The sequence below is a fragment of the Pseudomonas sp. A-B-19 genome (genome assembly GCF_019947515.1).
Taxonomy (GTDB): Bacteria; Pseudomonadota; Gammaproteobacteria; order Pseudomonadales; family Pseudomonadaceae; genus Aquipseudomonas.
This window is the reverse complement of sequence record NZ_JAGYGN010000034.1, coordinates 1-15,092: the sequence shown is the minus strand read 5'-3', so window position 1 is coordinate 15,092 and position 15,092 is coordinate 1. Positions and strand designations below refer to the sequence as shown.

Annotated in this window: 16 protein-coding genes and 1 tRNA gene; 13 read left to right on the top strand and 4 right to left on the bottom strand. The window is 59.1% G+C overall.

What is annotated here, in order from left to right; genetic code table 11:
- The first annotated feature begins 21 nt into the window (after positions 1-21).
- The gene (locus tag KGA81_RS26420; RefSeq protein WP_060541233.1) at positions 22-276 is read left to right on the top strand and encodes a succinate dehydrogenase assembly factor 2; all 255 of its coding nucleotides are present in this window, start codon (positions 22-24) and stop codon (positions 274-276) included.
- Positions 260-712, top strand: a complete 453-nt coding sequence (locus KGA81_RS26415; RefSeq protein ID WP_223549951.1) for a protein YgfX — start codon at positions 260-262, stop codon at positions 710-712. The genes KGA81_RS26420 and KGA81_RS26415 overlap by 17 nt, the downstream gene beginning before the upstream one ends.
- Here KGA81_RS26415 and nadB read toward each other — a convergent pair.
- Entirely contained in the window at positions 681-2,297 is a 1,617-nt protein-coding gene (gene nadB, locus KGA81_RS26410) for an L-aspartate oxidase (protein ID WP_223549949.1), read from the bottom strand. The two genes, KGA81_RS26415 and nadB, sit on opposite strands and share 32 nt — an antisense overlap.
- A 552-nt stretch (positions 2,298-2,849) precedes the next feature.
- Between nadB and rpoE the strand changes: the two genes are divergently transcribed.
- From rpoE to KGA81_RS26390, 4 genes are all read left to right on the top strand, one after another.
- Entirely contained in the window at positions 2,850-3,431 is a 582-nt protein-coding gene (rpoE, locus tag KGA81_RS26405; protein ID WP_003172477.1) for an RNA polymerase sigma factor RpoE, read from the top strand.
- Between the two features lie 31 nt (positions 3,432-3,462).
- Positions 3,463-4,050, top strand: a complete 588-nt coding sequence (locus KGA81_RS26400) for a sigma-E factor negative regulatory protein (RefSeq protein WP_223549947.1) — start codon at positions 3,463-3,465, stop codon at positions 4,048-4,050.
- An 8-nt stretch (positions 4,051-4,058) separates the two neighbouring features.
- A complete protein-coding gene (locus tag KGA81_RS26395; protein WP_223549945.1) occupies positions 4,059-5,021 on the top strand; it encodes a MucB/RseB C-terminal domain-containing protein in 963 nt (320 codons plus the stop codon).
- A 178-nt stretch (positions 5,022-5,199) separates the two neighbouring features.
- Positions 5,200-6,624 (top strand): DegQ family serine endoprotease, encoded by a 1,425-nt coding sequence (locus KGA81_RS26390; protein WP_223549943.1) that lies wholly within the window; start codon positions 5,200-5,202, stop codon positions 6,622-6,624.
- 79 nt (positions 6,625-6,703) lie between these two features.
- On the opposite strand, the gene KGA81_RS26385 is transcribed toward KGA81_RS26390, so the two are convergent.
- Positions 6,704-8,137 carry a M48 family metalloprotease gene (locus KGA81_RS26385; RefSeq protein WP_223549941.1) on the bottom strand — a complete coding sequence of 478 codons (1,434 nt, stop codon included), beginning with the start codon at positions 8,135-8,137 and terminating at the stop codon, positions 6,704-6,706.
- A 98-nt stretch (positions 8,138-8,235) separates the two neighbouring features.
- Between KGA81_RS26385 and KGA81_RS26380 the strand changes: the two genes are divergently transcribed.
- Entirely contained in the window at positions 8,236-8,475 is a 240-nt protein-coding gene (locus tag KGA81_RS26380) for a sulfurtransferase TusA family protein (protein ID WP_223549939.1), read from the top strand.
- A 31-nt stretch (positions 8,476-8,506) separates the two neighbouring features.
- Positions 8,507-9,577: an AI-2E family transporter gene (locus KGA81_RS26375; protein ID WP_085715400.1), complete on the top strand. Its 1,071-nt coding sequence runs from the start codon at positions 8,507-8,509 to the stop codon at positions 9,575-9,577.
- A 96-nt stretch (positions 9,578-9,673) separates the two neighbouring features.
- Here KGA81_RS26375 and KGA81_RS26370 read toward each other — a convergent pair whose 3' ends face one another.
- Both KGA81_RS26370 and KGA81_RS26365 read right to left on the bottom strand, forming a co-directional pair.
- A complete protein-coding gene (locus tag KGA81_RS26370; protein ID WP_223549937.1) occupies positions 9,674-10,147 on the bottom strand; it encodes a peroxiredoxin in 474 nt (157 codons plus the stop codon).
- 10 nt (positions 10,148-10,157) lie between these two features.
- The gene (locus tag KGA81_RS26365; RefSeq protein WP_007979776.1) at positions 10,158-10,718 is read right to left on the bottom strand and encodes a glycine cleavage system protein R; all 561 of its coding nucleotides are present in this window, start codon (positions 10,716-10,718) and stop codon (positions 10,158-10,160) included.
- Between the two features lie 328 nt (positions 10,719-11,046).
- Here KGA81_RS26365 and dapA point away from each other — a divergent pair, with 328 nt between their 5' ends.
- The 5 genes from dapA (at position 11,047) to KGA81_RS26340 (ending at position 14,736) form a co-directional block, all read left to right on the top strand.
- The gene (gene dapA / locus KGA81_RS26360) at positions 11,047-11,925 is read left to right on the top strand and encodes a 4-hydroxy-tetrahydrodipicolinate synthase (protein ID WP_223445998.1); all 879 of its coding nucleotides are present in this window, start codon (positions 11,047-11,049) and stop codon (positions 11,923-11,925) included.
- A gap of 17 nt (positions 11,926-11,942) precedes the next feature.
- Complete coding sequence (gene bamC, locus KGA81_RS26355; protein WP_223549935.1) at positions 11,943-13,058, top strand: outer membrane protein assembly factor BamC; 1,116 nt, start codon at positions 11,943-11,945, stop codon at positions 13,056-13,058.
- Positions 13,059-13,062: 4 nt separating this feature from the next.
- Positions 13,063-13,821: an MBL fold metallo-hydrolase gene (locus KGA81_RS26350; RefSeq protein ID WP_218430385.1), complete on the top strand. Its 759-nt coding sequence runs from the start codon at positions 13,063-13,065 to the stop codon at positions 13,819-13,821.
- A 28-nt stretch (positions 13,822-13,849) separates the two neighbouring features.
- Complete coding sequence (purC, locus tag KGA81_RS26345; protein WP_007944067.1) at positions 13,850-14,563, top strand: phosphoribosylaminoimidazolesuccinocarboxamide synthase; 714 nt, start codon at positions 13,850-13,852, stop codon at positions 14,561-14,563.
- An 83-nt stretch (positions 14,564-14,646) separates the two neighbouring features.
- Positions 14,647-14,736 (top strand) — tRNA-Ser (locus tag KGA81_RS26340).
- Positions 14,737-15,092 lie beyond the last annotated feature (356 nt).

Genomic DNA, 15,092 nt, shown 5'->3' with positions numbered 1-15,092 from the left:
CGCCTATTTGAGGAGCGCTCCATGGTCGAAGATGTTGAACTGAACCGCCTCTACTGGCACAGCCGCCGCGGCATGCTTGAGCTTGACGTGCTGCTGGTGCCGTTTGTGAAGGAGGTTTACCCGCACCTCAACGAGGTTGATCGCGCCTGTTACGTCAGGCTGCTCGAATGCGAAGATCAGGACATGTTCGGCTGGTTCATGGAACGCAACGAATCGGAAGATCCTGAACTGCAGCGCATGGTTCGCATGATCCTGGACCGTGTCCAGCCCAAGTAATTCGTTCGAATGCCGCTGGCATGCCTCACGGCAGCTGCTGGCGGTATATCTTTTGGCCCAGCTGTTCGCGTTGGGTTCGTTGTTTTTACTGTCGATTCCGGTCTGGGCCAGCTCGCTCGGCGTCGTGCTGTGCGTGGCTCACGGCTTCTGGCTGTTGCCCCGGCAGATCTTGCTGACGCACCCGCAGGCCTTTTGCGGCTTGCGCCGTGATGCCGATGGCTGGCAGTTGTGGAGTCGGGCCAGGGGTTGGCAGCCCGTGCAGCTGAGGCCCGACAGCCTGGCGCTGCCGTTGGTGGTGGTACTGCGTTTCCGTCTGCGTGGCGAGCGCCGGACCAGGTCCGTTTGCGTGCCCCGGGATGCGCAGGCGGCGGATGTGCACCGACGCCTGCGGGTCCGGCTCAAATTCAGCCGGCGTAGGTGGGCGGCACCAGAATAGTGTCCAGCGCTACCGGCAGCAGGTTCGGGTAGTCGAGGGTGTAATGCAGGCCACGGCTCTCCTTGCGCTCCATGGCTGACAGAATCATCAGCTCGGCCACTTGGGCCAGGTTGCGCAGCTCGATCAAATCCCGGCTGACCTTGTAGTTGCTGTAGAACTCGTCGATTTCATCCAGCAGCAATTGCACGCGGTGTTGCGCCCGTTGCAGACGCTTGTTGGTGCGCACGATGCCAACGTAGTCCCACATGAATCGCCGCAACTCATCCCAGTTGTGCGCAATGATCACGTCTTCATCGGAATCGGTGACCTGGCTCGCATCCCAGGCGGGAAGGGGGACTGGCATCGGAATCCGGGGCAGCTGTTCGAGAATGTCCGCGGCCGCCGAGCGGGCATAAACGAAACATTCCAGCAGCGAGTTGCTGGCCATGCGATTGGCGCCGTGCAGGCCGGTGAAACTGGTTTCGCCAATGGCGTACAGACCCGGCACGTCGGTGCGGCCCTGTTGATCGACCATCACACCACCGCAGGTGTAGTGTGCTGCCGGGACCACCGGAATCGGTTGCCTGGTGATGTCGATGGAAAACTCCAGGCAGCGTTCGTACACCGTCGGGAAGTGCGTCTTGATGAAAGCTTCGGGCTTGTGGCTGATGTCCAGATAGACGCAATCGACGCCCAGGCGCTTCATTTCGTGGTCGATGGCCCGGGCGACGATGTCCCGTGGCGCCAATTCGGCCCGTGGATCGAAGCGCTGCATGAAGCGTTCACCGTTGGGCAGCTTCAGGTGGGCACCTTCGCCTCGCAGGGCTTCTGTGATCAGGAAACTCTTGGCTTGCGGGTGATACAGGCAAGTGGGGTGGAACTGATTGAATTCCAGGTTCGCCACCCGGCAGCCTGAGCGCCAGGCCATGGCGATGCCGTCGCCACAGGCGCCGTCAGGGTTACTGGTGTACAGGTAAACCTTGGCTGCACCGCCGGAGGCGAGGATCACAAAGCGGGCGCCGTAGGTGTCGACTTCGCCGGTGCCGCGATTGAGCACATAGGCGCCGAGGCAGCGATCACCTTCCAGGCCCAGGCGTTTCTCCGTGATCAGATCGACCGCTACCCGCTGTTCCAGCAGTTCGATGTTGGGTCGTTTCCTGGCCTGGTCGAGCAGGGTGGTGAAAATGGCGGCGCCCGTGGCATCGGCGGCATGGATGATGCGCCGATGGCTGTGGCCGCCCTCGCGGGTCAGGTGGAACTCGAAGCCGCCATCTTCGTTACCCGACTGTTCATCGCGGGTAAAGGGCACGCCTTGGTCGATCAGCCACTGAATGGCTTCCTTGCTGTGCTCGACGGTAAAGCGCACGGCGTCCTCATGGCACAGGCCACCGCCGGCGTTTAGGGTGTCGTCGACATGGGATTCAACGGTATCGGTGTCATCCAGAACGGCTGCAACGCCGCCCTGGGCCCAGAAAGTCGAGCCATTGGCGAGGTTGCCCTTGCTCAGAACGGCAATGCGCAAATGACCGGGCAAGGTCAGCGCCAGGCTCAAGCCGGCAGCACCGCTGCCAATTACCAGAACATCGTGTTGAAACTGTTGGCTCATTTCAGGATTCCGCTCAAAGCGACCCGGGTCGGGGGTGGCGCAGCTGGACTGGCGAGTCAAGGCAGCCGCACTCCCCACTAGTATATAGAGGGGGGGAGCGGCACAATACCCGAGCTGGCATGGCATTGTGAAACTACTGTGACGCAAAACATCGGTCGCTTCGTCGGATGTTTTTCTGCCCGTTGGGCGCGAAAATGACTGTATCGCCGATTTAACAGTCTTTTTCCCTTCACTGTTGCACAATCTCAGGTCGGTGCCGCTATAAATATTTGGAACTTTTGCCAAAGAGCCAAGATCAATAGACGGTTGCCTGAAACAAGGGACAGTGTCGGCTTCAGTGCGGGATTGCGGTGCGATCCTTGTCGAAGAGTCCGATGACAAGATTATCCGCGCAGCCGGGTCAACTCGTGCTGCGCTTTTCGTGCGTGCCAAATCAGAGCCCGCAGGAAACTTGCCTGGAGGGGGAGAACTTTTGCGAAAAGCCCGAGTCTATGTTTGCAAGTCTGGTGGTTTACTTCTGCAAGCCTCCTCCGAGCTCATCGAGGAGTGTTCATGCTAACCCAGGAAGAGGATCAGCAACTGGTCGAGCGTGTTCAGCGCGGCGACAAGCGTGCTTTCGATCTGCTAGTGCTGAAATACCAGCACAAAATTCTCGGGTTGATCGTGCGTTTCGTGCACGACACCCATGAAGCCCAGGATGTGGCACAAGAAGCCTTTATCAAGGCGTACCGTGCACTTGGAAACTTTCGCGGAGACAGCGCGTTTTATACGTGGCTTTACCGCATCGCCATCAACACGGCGAAAAATTATCTGGTTTCACGCGGCCGTCGGCCGCCGGATAGCGATGTCAGTTCCGAGGATGCAGAGTTCTACGATGGCGATCATGGCCTCAAGGATCTCGAGTCGCCAGAACGGGCTTTGCTGCGGGATGAGATTGAAGGCACCGTCCATCGAACCATTCAGCAACTGCCGGAAGATTTACGTACGGCTTTAACTTTACGTGAATTTGATGGTCTGAGTTACGAGGACATTGCGAGCGTCATGCAGTGTCCGGTAGGCACCGTGCGCTCCCGGATCTTCCGCGCCCGGGAGGCCATCGACAAAGCCCTGCAGCCGTTGTTGCAGGAAAACTGAAGACAGCGGCGACAGCCAAGAGAGGAACGCCATGAGTCGTGAAGCCCTGCAGGAATCGCTGTCCGCAGTGATGGATAACGAAGCGGACGAATTGGAATTGCGTCGGGTATTGAATGCCTGCGACGATGTTGAAACCCGTGAAACCTGGGCTCGTTATCAGATCGCTCGGGCAGTGATGCACAAGGATCTGTTGCTTCCTCGTCTGGACATCGCTGCGGCTGTTTCTGCTGCCCTGGCTGATGAAGCCGTGCCGGCAAAACCTTCCCGTGGTCCATGGCGCAGCCTTGGGCGTCTGGCGGTCGCAGCTTCCGTGACCCTGGCGGTGCTGGCCGGTGTGCGTCTGTACAACCAGGATGAGATCGCCGGCGTCGAACTGGCCCAGCAATCCAGTCAGCCCGCGCTGGCCGCTCCTCAAGTAAAAGGCCCAGCCGTTCTGGCAGGCTACAATGAGAGTTCGGATGCTACCGGCCCAATGGCCAACGGCGTTTTGCAAGGTCAGCCAGGCTGGCACGATCAGCGTCTGCCAGGTTACCTGCGCCAACATGCACAACAGGCTGCACTGAAAGGCACTGAGAGCGCTCTGCCGTACGCTCGCGCCGCAAGTCTGGAAAACCGTTAAGGAGGACCATGCGCGCCATACCTTTACTTTCGCTTCTGCTCAGCGGCTGGTTCATCGTTCCAGCCCAAGCCGATGATGCCCAGGACTGGTTGACCCGCCTGGGCCAGGCAGAGCAACAGCAAAGCTTCCAGGGTGCTTTCGTCTACGAGCGTAACGGTAGTTTTTCTACCCATAACATCTGGCACCGCGTCCAGGATGGAAAAGTCCGCGAGCGATTGATCCAGCTCGACGGTTCCGCTCAGGAAGTCGTTCGCATTGATGGGCAGACTCAATGCGTTAGCGGCACACTGATAGCAGGGCTTGGGGACTCCCCCAACTCCGCTGCCCGTGCATTCGATCCTCAAAAGCTCAAGAACTGGTATGACCTCGCTGTCATCGGCAAGTCGCGTGTCGCCGGGCGTTCGGCGGTGGTCGTATCGCTGACCCCCCGCGATCAACACCGCTACGGTTTTGAACTGCATCTGGATAAAGAAACCGGCCTGCCTCTGAAGTCTTTGCTATTGGACGACAAGGGACGGTTGCTGGAACGCTTCCAGTTTACGCAACTGGATACCGCTGACGTTCCTTCCGAAAAAGACCTGCAGGCCAGTAATGATTGCAAGCCCGTCAATCTCGAAAGTGACAAGGCTTCCGCCGTCAAGTCTGCCCAGGTCTGGCGTTCCGACTGGCTGCCGCCCGGCTTCGAACTGACCAGCAGCACCGCTCGCAAGGATCCGCAGACCAAAACCCAGGTCAATAGCCTGATGTATGACGATGGTCTGACGCGCTTTTCGGTATTCCTCGAGCCGCTCAATGGCGCAACAGTCACCGATACCCGCACTCAGTTGGGGCCGACCGTTGCGGTTTCCCGGCGTTTGACCACGGCGCAGGGTGAAATGATGGTGACCGTCGTCGGTGAGATTCCGGTCGGTACTGCTGAGCGGATAGCGCTTTCGATGCGCACCACAGACGCCGCTGCAACCAAACAGTGAGCTGAATTCGAAATGTTTCGTGAGCATTTCAATTTGCTAAAATTCCGTAAATTTCATATAGGTCAGAGTCCCTCGGCTCTGGCCTTGTTTGTTGTTCCCGGAACAAAAATACCGGCGTATTGTTCCCGGTGTTCCTTGCTCCATATCGCTTAACCATGCTCGTCGTAACGGGAGCCGTATGTCGATACCACGCTTGAAGTCCTACCTTTCCATTTTTGCCACCGTACTGGTGCTCGGTCAGGCGGTCACCGCCCAAGCGGTCGAATTGCCTGACTTTACGCAACTGGTCGAACAGGCCTCGCCTGCAGTCGTGAACATCAGTACCACCCAAAAGCTGCCGGATCGCCAAGTCAGCCAGCAAATGCCTGACCTCGAAGGCTTGCCGCCAATGCTGCGCGAATTCCTCGAGCGAGGCATGCCGCCGCAATCGCGTTCACCTCGTGATCGTCAGCGCGAGGCAACTTCCCTGGGGTCGGGTTTCATCATCTCTTCTGATGGCTATATCCTGACCAACAACCATGTGATCGCCGATGCTGACGAAATCCTCGTCCGCCTGGCTGATCGCAGCGAAATGAAAGCCAAGCTGATCGGTACCGATCCACGTTCCGACGTGGCACTGCTGAAAATCGAAGCCAAGGATCTGCCAGTGTTGAAGCTCGGTAAATCCCAGGACCTGAAGGCTGGCCAATGGGTTGTCGCGATCGGTTCTCCATTCGGCTTTGACCACACGGTGACCCAGGGCATCGTCAGTGCCGTCGGTCGCAGCCTGCCGAACGAAAACTATGTGCCGTTCATCCAGACCGACGTGCCGATCAACCCGGGTAACTCGGGCGGCCCGCTGTTCAACCTGAACGGTGAGGTGGTCGGGATCAACTCGCAGATCTACACCCGCTCCGGTGGCTTCATGGGTGTTTCGTTTGCGATCCCGATCGACGTGGCCATGGATGTTTCCAATCAGCTGAAATCCGGTGGCAAAGTCAGCCGTGGCTGGCTGGGTGTCGTGATTCAGGAAGTGAGCAAGGACCTGGCCGAGTCGTTCGGTCTGGAGAAGCCAGCGGGTGCGCTGGTTGCCCAGATCCAGGATGATGGCCCGGCTGCCAAAGGTGGCCTGCAAGTCGGCGACGTGATCCTGAGCATGAACGGTCAGCCAATCGTCATGTCGGCCGACCTGCCGCATCTCGTTGGTGCGTTGAAGGCTGGCGCAAAAGCCAATCTGGAAGTGATTCGTGACGGCAAGCGCAAGAAAGTCGAGCTGACCGTCGGTGCAATTCCGGAAGAAGCCAAAGAGCTGGATGCCGAGCCAAAATCCAGCATCGAGCGCAGCAGCAATCGCCTCGGTGTGTCTGTGGTCGAGTTGACTGACGAGCAGAAGAAAACCTATGACCTCAAAGGCGGTGTGATGATCAAGGAAGTGCAGGATGGTCCTGCCGCCTTGATCGGCCTGCAGCCGGGTGATGTGATTACCCACCTGAACAACCAGGCCATCGGTTCCACCAAGGAGTTCACGGAAATCGCCAAGGCGCTGCCGAAGAACCGCTCGGTGTCGATGCGGGTACTGCGTCAGGGTCGAGCGAGCTTCATTACCTTCAAGCTGGCTGAATAACCCGGTGGCTGGTTGAATGAGAAACCGCCTCGAAAGAGGCGGTTTTTTATTTGGGGGGGACTTATTGTCTGCGAAGGCGTCAGCCCATCATGTCCTTGATCATGCGCTCTTGCTCCATCAGCTCGCGTTGCCGTGCGTCGATCCGCGAAGACAGCGGGAAGTTCGTGCCGGCCTTGCGTTTGGCGAAGTCCAGTTGCTGAATGGCCTGTTTATAGTCCCCGACCAGTGCAAAGTATTCGGCGCGAGCCTGATGCAGGCCGATGATATTGCCCGACAGGCCGCGCGTCTCGGCAACCTGATACCACACGTCCGGATCATCCGGGCGCGACTTGAGCAGGCCTTCGAGGGCTTTCTCTGCATCCGCAGTACGGTTCTGCTTGAGCAGCAGGTCGACCCGCATCTGGTTCAGCGGGTAGTTACCAGAGTATTGCCCCATCAACCGGTCAACCCGGGACTGGGCATCCGCCAGGCGATTGTTGGTGATATCCAGATCGACCTGAGCCAGGTTGTAGATGATTTCGTTGGGTGACTTGGCCAGCAACTGCTTGAGGTTTTCCCGTGCTTCGTTCAGTTGGCCGCCCTTGATCTGGGCGATCGCCAGGCCGTAGCGTGCCACGTCGTTTTTCGGGTTCTCGTCGAGCAGGGCGCGGAAGCGTTTGGCGCCAAGCCCCGGGGTTTCTTCATAGATCAGTTGTACGCGTGCGCGGATCAGTTGGTAGCGCATGCTGTCTTCGATACCTCCCGCTGGAAACTGTTCGGCGCGGTTGCGGGTGTCGGCGATACGCGACTCGGTGACCGGGTGAGTCAGCAGAAATTCCGGCGGCTTGGCATCGTAGCGGTACTGACGCCCCAGGCGCTCGAACATGCTGGGCATCGAGCGGGGATCGTAACCGGCCTTTTCCAGATTGAGGATGCCGATACGGTCGGCTTCCTGTTCGTTCTGGCGGGAGAACCGCCGCTGTTCCTGGATGGCTGCGGCCTGTGTGCCGGCAATGGCCGCAATCCCGGCGTTACCGCCACCTGCGGCAGCCACTACGATTCCCGCCAGCAATGCAGCCATCATGGGTACTTGCATGCGTTGCTGCGCTTCGACGCCCCGGGCAAAGTGGCGTTGCGACAAGTGAGCCAGTTCGTGCGCCAGTACCGAAGCGTATTCGCCTTCGGTCTGGGCGTAGAGGAACAAGCCACCGTTCACCCCGACGATCCCGCCGGGTGCCGCAAAGGCGTTGAGCTGCGGGCTGTTGATCAGGATGAACTCCAGGCGCCGGTCAGTGACCTGGCTGGTCTCCACCAGTCGGTAGACGCTGGATTCCACGTAATTCTTGAGTTGCGGATCGTTGAGCTGTGAAACCTGACTGCGCAACATGGCCAGCCAGGCGCGGCCGAGCTGGTATTCCTGTTGCGGCGAGACAATGGCAGAACTGGCGTCGCCGAGTGACGGCAGGTCGTCGGCGAAGCCCGGTGAGGCGAGCAGGCAAGCGAGCGTCAGCAGGGTAGGGCGCAAAAATGTCATGCACAAAGCCTTAGTCGACAAAGACCTTACTGTAGCCGGACACCGGCGTTGCGACCAGATATTCTAGGCAACTCAACCATCTGACCCGGAGTGATGCAATGACCGACGCTGTAGAGCATGACGTTGAACTGGATACCAGCGGCCTGAATTGCCCATTGCCGTTGCTCAAGGCCAAGATGGAGCTCAACAAGCTGGCCAGTGGCGCGGTGCTCAAGGTCATCGCCACCGATGCGGGTTCGCAGCGCGACTTTCGCACCTTTGCCCGATTGGCCGGTCATACCCTGCTTCGTGAAGAAGATGACGCGGGTATTTACCGCTACTGGTTGAAAAAAGCCTGAATTTGGCTGCGTTCGTTTTTAAGGATTATTGATGTTCAAAGTGTTACGCGACTGGATTCAGCGCTATTTTTCCGATGAAGAAGCGGTAGTGCTGGCCGTCCTGCTGTTTCTGGCGTTCACCGCCGTACTGACCCTGGGCGGTATGCTGGCGCCGGTGCTCGCCGGGATGGTGCTGGCGTACCTGATGCAGGGGCTGGTGGTGGCCCTTGAACGCCTGCGCGTACCGGGTTGGGCAGCGGTGGGGCTGGTTTTTGCGTTGTTCATGGGGTTGTTGCTGGTATTCATCGTGGTTGTCGTGCCGTTGCTATGGCACCAATTGATCACGTTGTTCAATGAGTTGCCCGGCATGCTTGCCAAGTGGCAGTCGCTATTGCTGCTGCTGCCCGAGCGCTATCCGCACCTGGTATCCGACGAGCAAGTGCTGCGGGCCATCGAAGTGGCGCGGGGCGAAATCGGCAAGTTTGGCCAGTGGGCACTGACGTTCTCGCTGTCGAGCCTGCCGTTGCTGGTAAACATCATGATCTACCTGGTGCTGGTGCCGATCCTGGTGTTTTTCTTCCTCAAGGATCGGGCCATGATCGGCCAGTGGGTACGCGGTTACCTGCCCCGTGAGCGGGCGTTGATCACCCGGGTCGCCCACGACATGAACCGGCAGATCGCCAACTACATTCGCGGCAAGGTCATCGAAATCTTCATTTGCGGTGGCGTGACCTACATCGCCTTTGTTGTTCTTGAGCTCAACTACGCGGCGCTGCTGGCATTGCTGGTGGGGATTTCGGTGGTGGTGCCTTATGTCGGCGCCGTGGTGGTGACCGTGCCCGTGTTTCTGATTGCACTGTTCCAGTGGGGCTGGAGCGATCAGTTCATTTACTTGATGGCGGTCTACGGGATTATCCAGACGCTGGATGGCAACGTGCTGGTGCCATTGCTGTTCTCGGAGGCGGTCAACCTGCACCCGGTGGCGATTATCTGCGCGGTGCTGTTGTTTGGCGGGTTGTGGGGCTTCTGGGGGGTGTTCTTTGCGATTCCCCTGGCGACGCTGTTCAAGGCGGTGCTGGATGCGTGGCCGCGCAAGGAGCCGGTGGTGGCGCCTCTGCTTTAAATCGGTGGAGATGCAAAAAGATCGCAGCCTTCGGCAGCTCCTACGCCGATCGAGGTGCTCCTGTAGGAGCTGCCGAAGGCTGCGATCTTTTTTGTATCAGGCCTTGTTCAGGGCCTGAGCCGCCGCCAATACCGCATCGACATGCCCCGGCACCTTCACGCCGCGCCATTCCTGGCGCAACACGCCTTTGGCGTCGATCAGGAAGGTGCTGCGATCCACGCCCAGGTATTCCTTGCCGTAGAGCTTTTTCAGCTTGATCACGTCGAACAGCTGGCAGATGGCTTCGTCCTTGTCGCTGATCAGCTCAAAGGGGAACTCCTGCTTGCACTTGAAGTTCTCGTGGGATTTCAGGCTGTCGCGAGACACACCGAACACTTCGGTATTGGCGGCCTTGAACGCTGCGTACTGATCGCGAAAGCCTTGCCCCTCGGTGGTGCAACCTGGCGTGCTGTCCTTGGGGTAGAAGTAGATCACCACCTGCTTGCCTTTCAGGTCTGCAAGGCTGACGGTGTGCCCGCTGGTGGCGGGGGCTTGGAAATCGGCAACCGGTTGGTCGATGGCAACGGCCATGAAAGCTTCCTTACATTGGGTTCTGTGGGCGCCAGGGTTCGATCAGGGCATCGAGGTTCAGCGCGTCGGCAAAATCCAGGAACTGATCGCGCAGCCAGCTGATTTGCACGCCGGCCGGCAAGGTCACGGTAAACGTGGCGTTGAGCATGGTGCCGCCGGTCTGCGGAGCCTGATAGGTGTCGCAGGTCAGGTTTTCCAGCTCGACATTGTGGTCCATGAAGAACTGGCACAGCTCGTTGATGATGTCCGAGCGGTAGGCCGAGCTGACATAAGCGACGTACGGCAGGGCCTGGGGGCGGTTTTCCAGGGCGGCGCTGCGCACCACGTTGACCGTGAACGCATGTCGCTTGGCCAGTACTGGCAGGCTGCCTTCCAGGCGTGCCAGGGCATCCCAGCTGCCGGAGATTTCCAGCACCAGCGCACTGCATTCGCCATGACGGGTCAGGCGAGAGGTGACAACGGCGCAGCGGTTTTCATGGCTGGCGCGGCACAGGACGTTGGTCAGCTCCATGGGGTTGGCGCCGAGGGCACTGATGACAAGGAATTGTTCGCGAACTGTGGGGGTGGACATGCAGCATTCCTAAAGCGATGAGCGGTCGATACGTCAATGGGCTGATTTACCGGGAGCGAGCCTGCGGATGCGAACTCATAAAGCCCCGAGTGACAGGTTGCGACGTGCTCCGGCAGGGCGGGAGCGAGGCGTGGCAACGCTGGATCAGGGCCTGTGATGCCGAAAATGGAGGCTCAAACCCGACGGACGAGCTTGTCTGTATCGATCAAAGTCTGAAGGGTAGCGAAAACCGGCGCCAAGGGGAATGGCGGCAGCACAGTACTTCGCTTGTGCAAGCATCTTGGCGCCAGTACCATTACGGCTCTCTTTTTCCGGCAGGAGCGGTTTCATGATTGCGGGCAGTATGGTGGCACTGGTCACACCCATGGATGCACAGGGGCGTCTTGACTGGGACAGCCTCAGCAAACTCGTGGACTTCCACCTTGAAAACGGCACCCATGCCATTGTCGCCGTCGGCACCACCGGCGAATCGGCAACTCTGGACGTCAACGAACACATCGCAGTCATCCGCGCCGTGGTCAAACAGGTCAATGGTCGCATTCCGGTGATCGCCGGTACCGGCGCCAATTCGACCCGCGAAGCCGTCGAATTGACCCGCAATGCCAAGGAAGCCGGCGCCGACGCCTGCCTGCTGGTCGTGCCGTACTACAACAAGCCGACCCAGGAAGGCCTGTACCTGCACTTCAAGCACATCGCCGAAGCGGTCGACATTCCGCAGATTCTCTACAACGTTCCCGGCCGCACCTCCTGCGACATGCAGGCCGAGACCGTGATCCGCCTGTCCACCGTGCCGAACATCATCGGTATCAAGGAAGCGACCGGCGACCTCAAGCGCGCCAAAGCCATCCTCGATGGCGTAAGCAAGGACTTCATCGTCCTGTCCGGCGATGATCCGACTGCGGTCGAGCTGATCCTGATGGGCGGCAAGGGCAATATCTCCGTCACCGCCAACGTCGCGCCGCGTGAAATGGCCGATCTTTGCGAGGCCGCCCTCAAGGGGGATGCCGAGACCGCACGGGCAATCAACGAAAAACTGATGCCGCTGCACAAGGACCTGTTCATCGAAGCCAACCCGATTCCGGTGAAGTGGGCTTTGGTTGAAATGGGCCTGATGCACGAAGGCATTCGCCTGCCGTTGACCTGGCTGAGCGCACCTTGTCACGAAACGCTGCGCACGGCCCTGCGCCAGTGCGGCGTCCTGGTTTAATTGAGGAAGTACAACGCATGAAGCGAATGGCCGGACTTTCCGCACTTGCCTTGATTATCTCCAGCACCAGTGGCTGCGGATGGATCTGGGGGCCGGAAGGTTATTTCCGTGACCGTGGTAGCGATTACCTGCAAGCGCAACAGACTGCGCCGATGCAAATACCGCAGGATATCCATGATGCCAAGCGTCTGGATCCGCTGTTGCCGATCCCGCGCAACGTGGCTGATGACACTGAGAAGGGCGAGTACGTCGTGCCTCGTCCGCAGCCACTGACGGCGGCTGCGGACGCCAGCCCTTACTCCCTGCAGAAGAGCGGCGGTACCAGCTCCATCCTGGCGCAGAATCCGCCGGCTGAAATCTGGCCAGTGGCCGTTCAGTTCTTCCAGGACAACGGTTTCCGTCTGGATGAACAGCGTCCGCAAACCGGTGAGTTCACCACGACCTGGCAGCACTCCGATGAACTGTCCGCCGCCATGGGCAAGCGCCTGAGCGCGGCCGGCGTCAGCACGGACAGCGAAACCCGCGTGCGGGTGCGCATTGAGCCGGGCGTGCAGCGCAACACCAGTGAAATCTATGTGGTCAGCGCCGAGCGTCCTGCCGGCAGCACCGCTGATGTGGCTTTCACCAACCGTTCGGTCAACACTGGCCTGGACGCGGCACTGGTCGACGACATGCTCGCGAGCATGAGCCGTATCTCGGAGAAGGGCGGTTCGGTTTCCATGCTGGCTTCGCGTGATTTCGACGCGCCCAGCCGTGTCAGCCTGAGCGAAGACGGCAGCGGCAACCCTGTGCTGAACGTCGGTACCGACCTGGATCGTGCCTGGTCGAGCGTCGGTCGTGCGCTGGAACAAGGTGAATGGCGTGTTGAAGACATCAACCGCAGCCTGGGCCTGTACTACATCAACCTGGCCGAAAAAGCCGAGAAGAAAGACGACAAGCCAGGCTTCTTGAGCAGCCTGTTCGGCAGCGCGCCGAGCAAGGAAGAGCTGGATGCCCGCGCCGAGCGTTATCAGGTTCGCCTGAGCAAGGTTGGCGAGAACGTCCAGGTCACCGTCGAGAAAAACATCAACACCGTGGCGCCACCAGACGTAGCGCGTAAAGTGTTGAGCGTGATTCAGGACAACCTGGGCTGATCCTATGCGTTTTGCCGTTCTCGGCAGCGGCAGCCAAGGGAACGGCACGCTGATAGCCAGCGCTGATACGTATGTGCTGGTCGATTGTGGTTTTTCCTTGCGGGAAACCGAAAAACGCCTGCTGCGCCTGGGTGTGAACCCTGCGCAGTTGAGCGCGATACTCGTGACCCACGAACATGCCGACCACGTGCATGGCGTGGGTTTGCTGTCTCGGCGCTACAATCTGCCTGTCTACCTCAGTCGCGGGACCTTGCGCGGGATGCGCAAACCGATTGAACCCGCAGGCTTTCTGGCCGGCGGCGAGCAACTGCAAATCGGCGACTTGAGCATCGGTGTCATTGCCGTGGCCCACGATGCACAGGAACCGACGCAGTATGTCTTCAGTGACGGTGAGCGGCGCTTTGGCCTGTTAACCGACCTGGGTTCGTATTGCGACAAGGTGCTGGACGGCTATCGGGACCTCGATGCGTTGATGATCGAGTCCAATCACTGCCGTGACATGCTGGCTCGCGGTCATTACCCGTACTTTCTCAAGCAGCGGGTGGGCGGTGAACTGGGGCATTTGAATAACCATCAGGCGGCATTCCTGGTGGCCGAGTTGGGCTGGAAAGACCTGCAACACCTGGTCCTGGCCCATCTGAGCAGCAAGAACAACCTGCCGCGGCTGGCCCGGCAATGTTTTGTCGACACCCTCGGGTGCGACCCGGACTGGCTGCAACTGGCCGATCAAGATTCAGGGCTCGACTGGCGCCACATCGCCTAGCCCATCTACTTAGCAAGCGGAGCCCATCATGGAAAAACGTGAAGAACTCTACCGCGGCAAAGCCAAGTCGGTTTACAAGACCGACGACGCTAACCGTTTGATCCTGTTGTTTCGCAACGACACCTCGGCGTTCGACGGCAAGCGCATCGAGCAGCTCGACCGCAAAGGCATGGTGAACAACAAGTTCAATGCCTTCATCATGCAGAAACTCGAAGCCGCCGGCGTGCCGACTCAATTTGACAAATTGCTGGGCGACAACGAGTGCCTGGTGAAAAAACTCGACATGATCCCGGTCGAGTGCGTCGTGCGTAACTACGCCGCCGGCAGCCTGGTCAAGCGTCTGGGTGTCGAAGAGGGCATGAAGCTCAACCCTTACACCTTCGAACTGTTCCTGAAGGACGACGCCAAGGGCGACCCGTTCATCAACGAATCCCACGTCGTGGCATTTGGCTGGGGCACCGCCGAGCAACTGGTTCGCATGAAAGAACTGTCGCTCAAGGTCAACGAAGTCCTGAGCAAACTGTTCGACGACGCCGGCCTGCTGCTGGTCGACTTCAAGCTGGAATTCGGCGTGTTCCACGATGGCTCCATCGTGCTGGGCGACGAATTCAGCCCGGATGGCTGCCGTCTGTGGGACAAGGCCACCGGCAAGAAAATGGACAAGGACCGCTTCCGTCAGGGCCTCGGTGACGTTATCGAAGCCTACGAAGAAGTCGCCAATCGTCTGGGCGTACCGCTTTAACCGACGCAAGCATCTGATAGCACAGAAATATTTCGCTCAGGGGGTTCGCTTCCTGCGAAAGTGTTGTTATGATGCGCGCCGTTGGAGAGATGCCAGAGTGGCCGAATGGGACGGATTCGAAATCCGTTGTACCTTCACCGGTACCTAGGGTTCGAATCCCTATCTCTCCGCCATAAATACCAAAGAAATCCCGCGAGTTAGACGCTCTGCGGGATTTTTTTCGCCCGCTGAAAAGTCACGCGACTATCAAACGATGTGCGCCATTCAATGGACGTTCATGCTTGTCCGGGGCTGTCGGTGGACGGGGCGTTTTCTCCGACGAGCGGCGCATCATGGCAGCTATTCCCTTTCGGGAAGGCTCGGAACTGATCACAAGTCCGCATTGTCCGCCCTGCTACGGCGACATTAGGGTGCGGTGCGTGACTCCAGATCTATTTCCGTCGGCCACCGCACCTTGGGCGCCAAACGGCGTGCGAGATTGAAGGTCACGTCTTCGTTGTTCCAGTCGCGGGGCGGGTGGGGGAAGGGG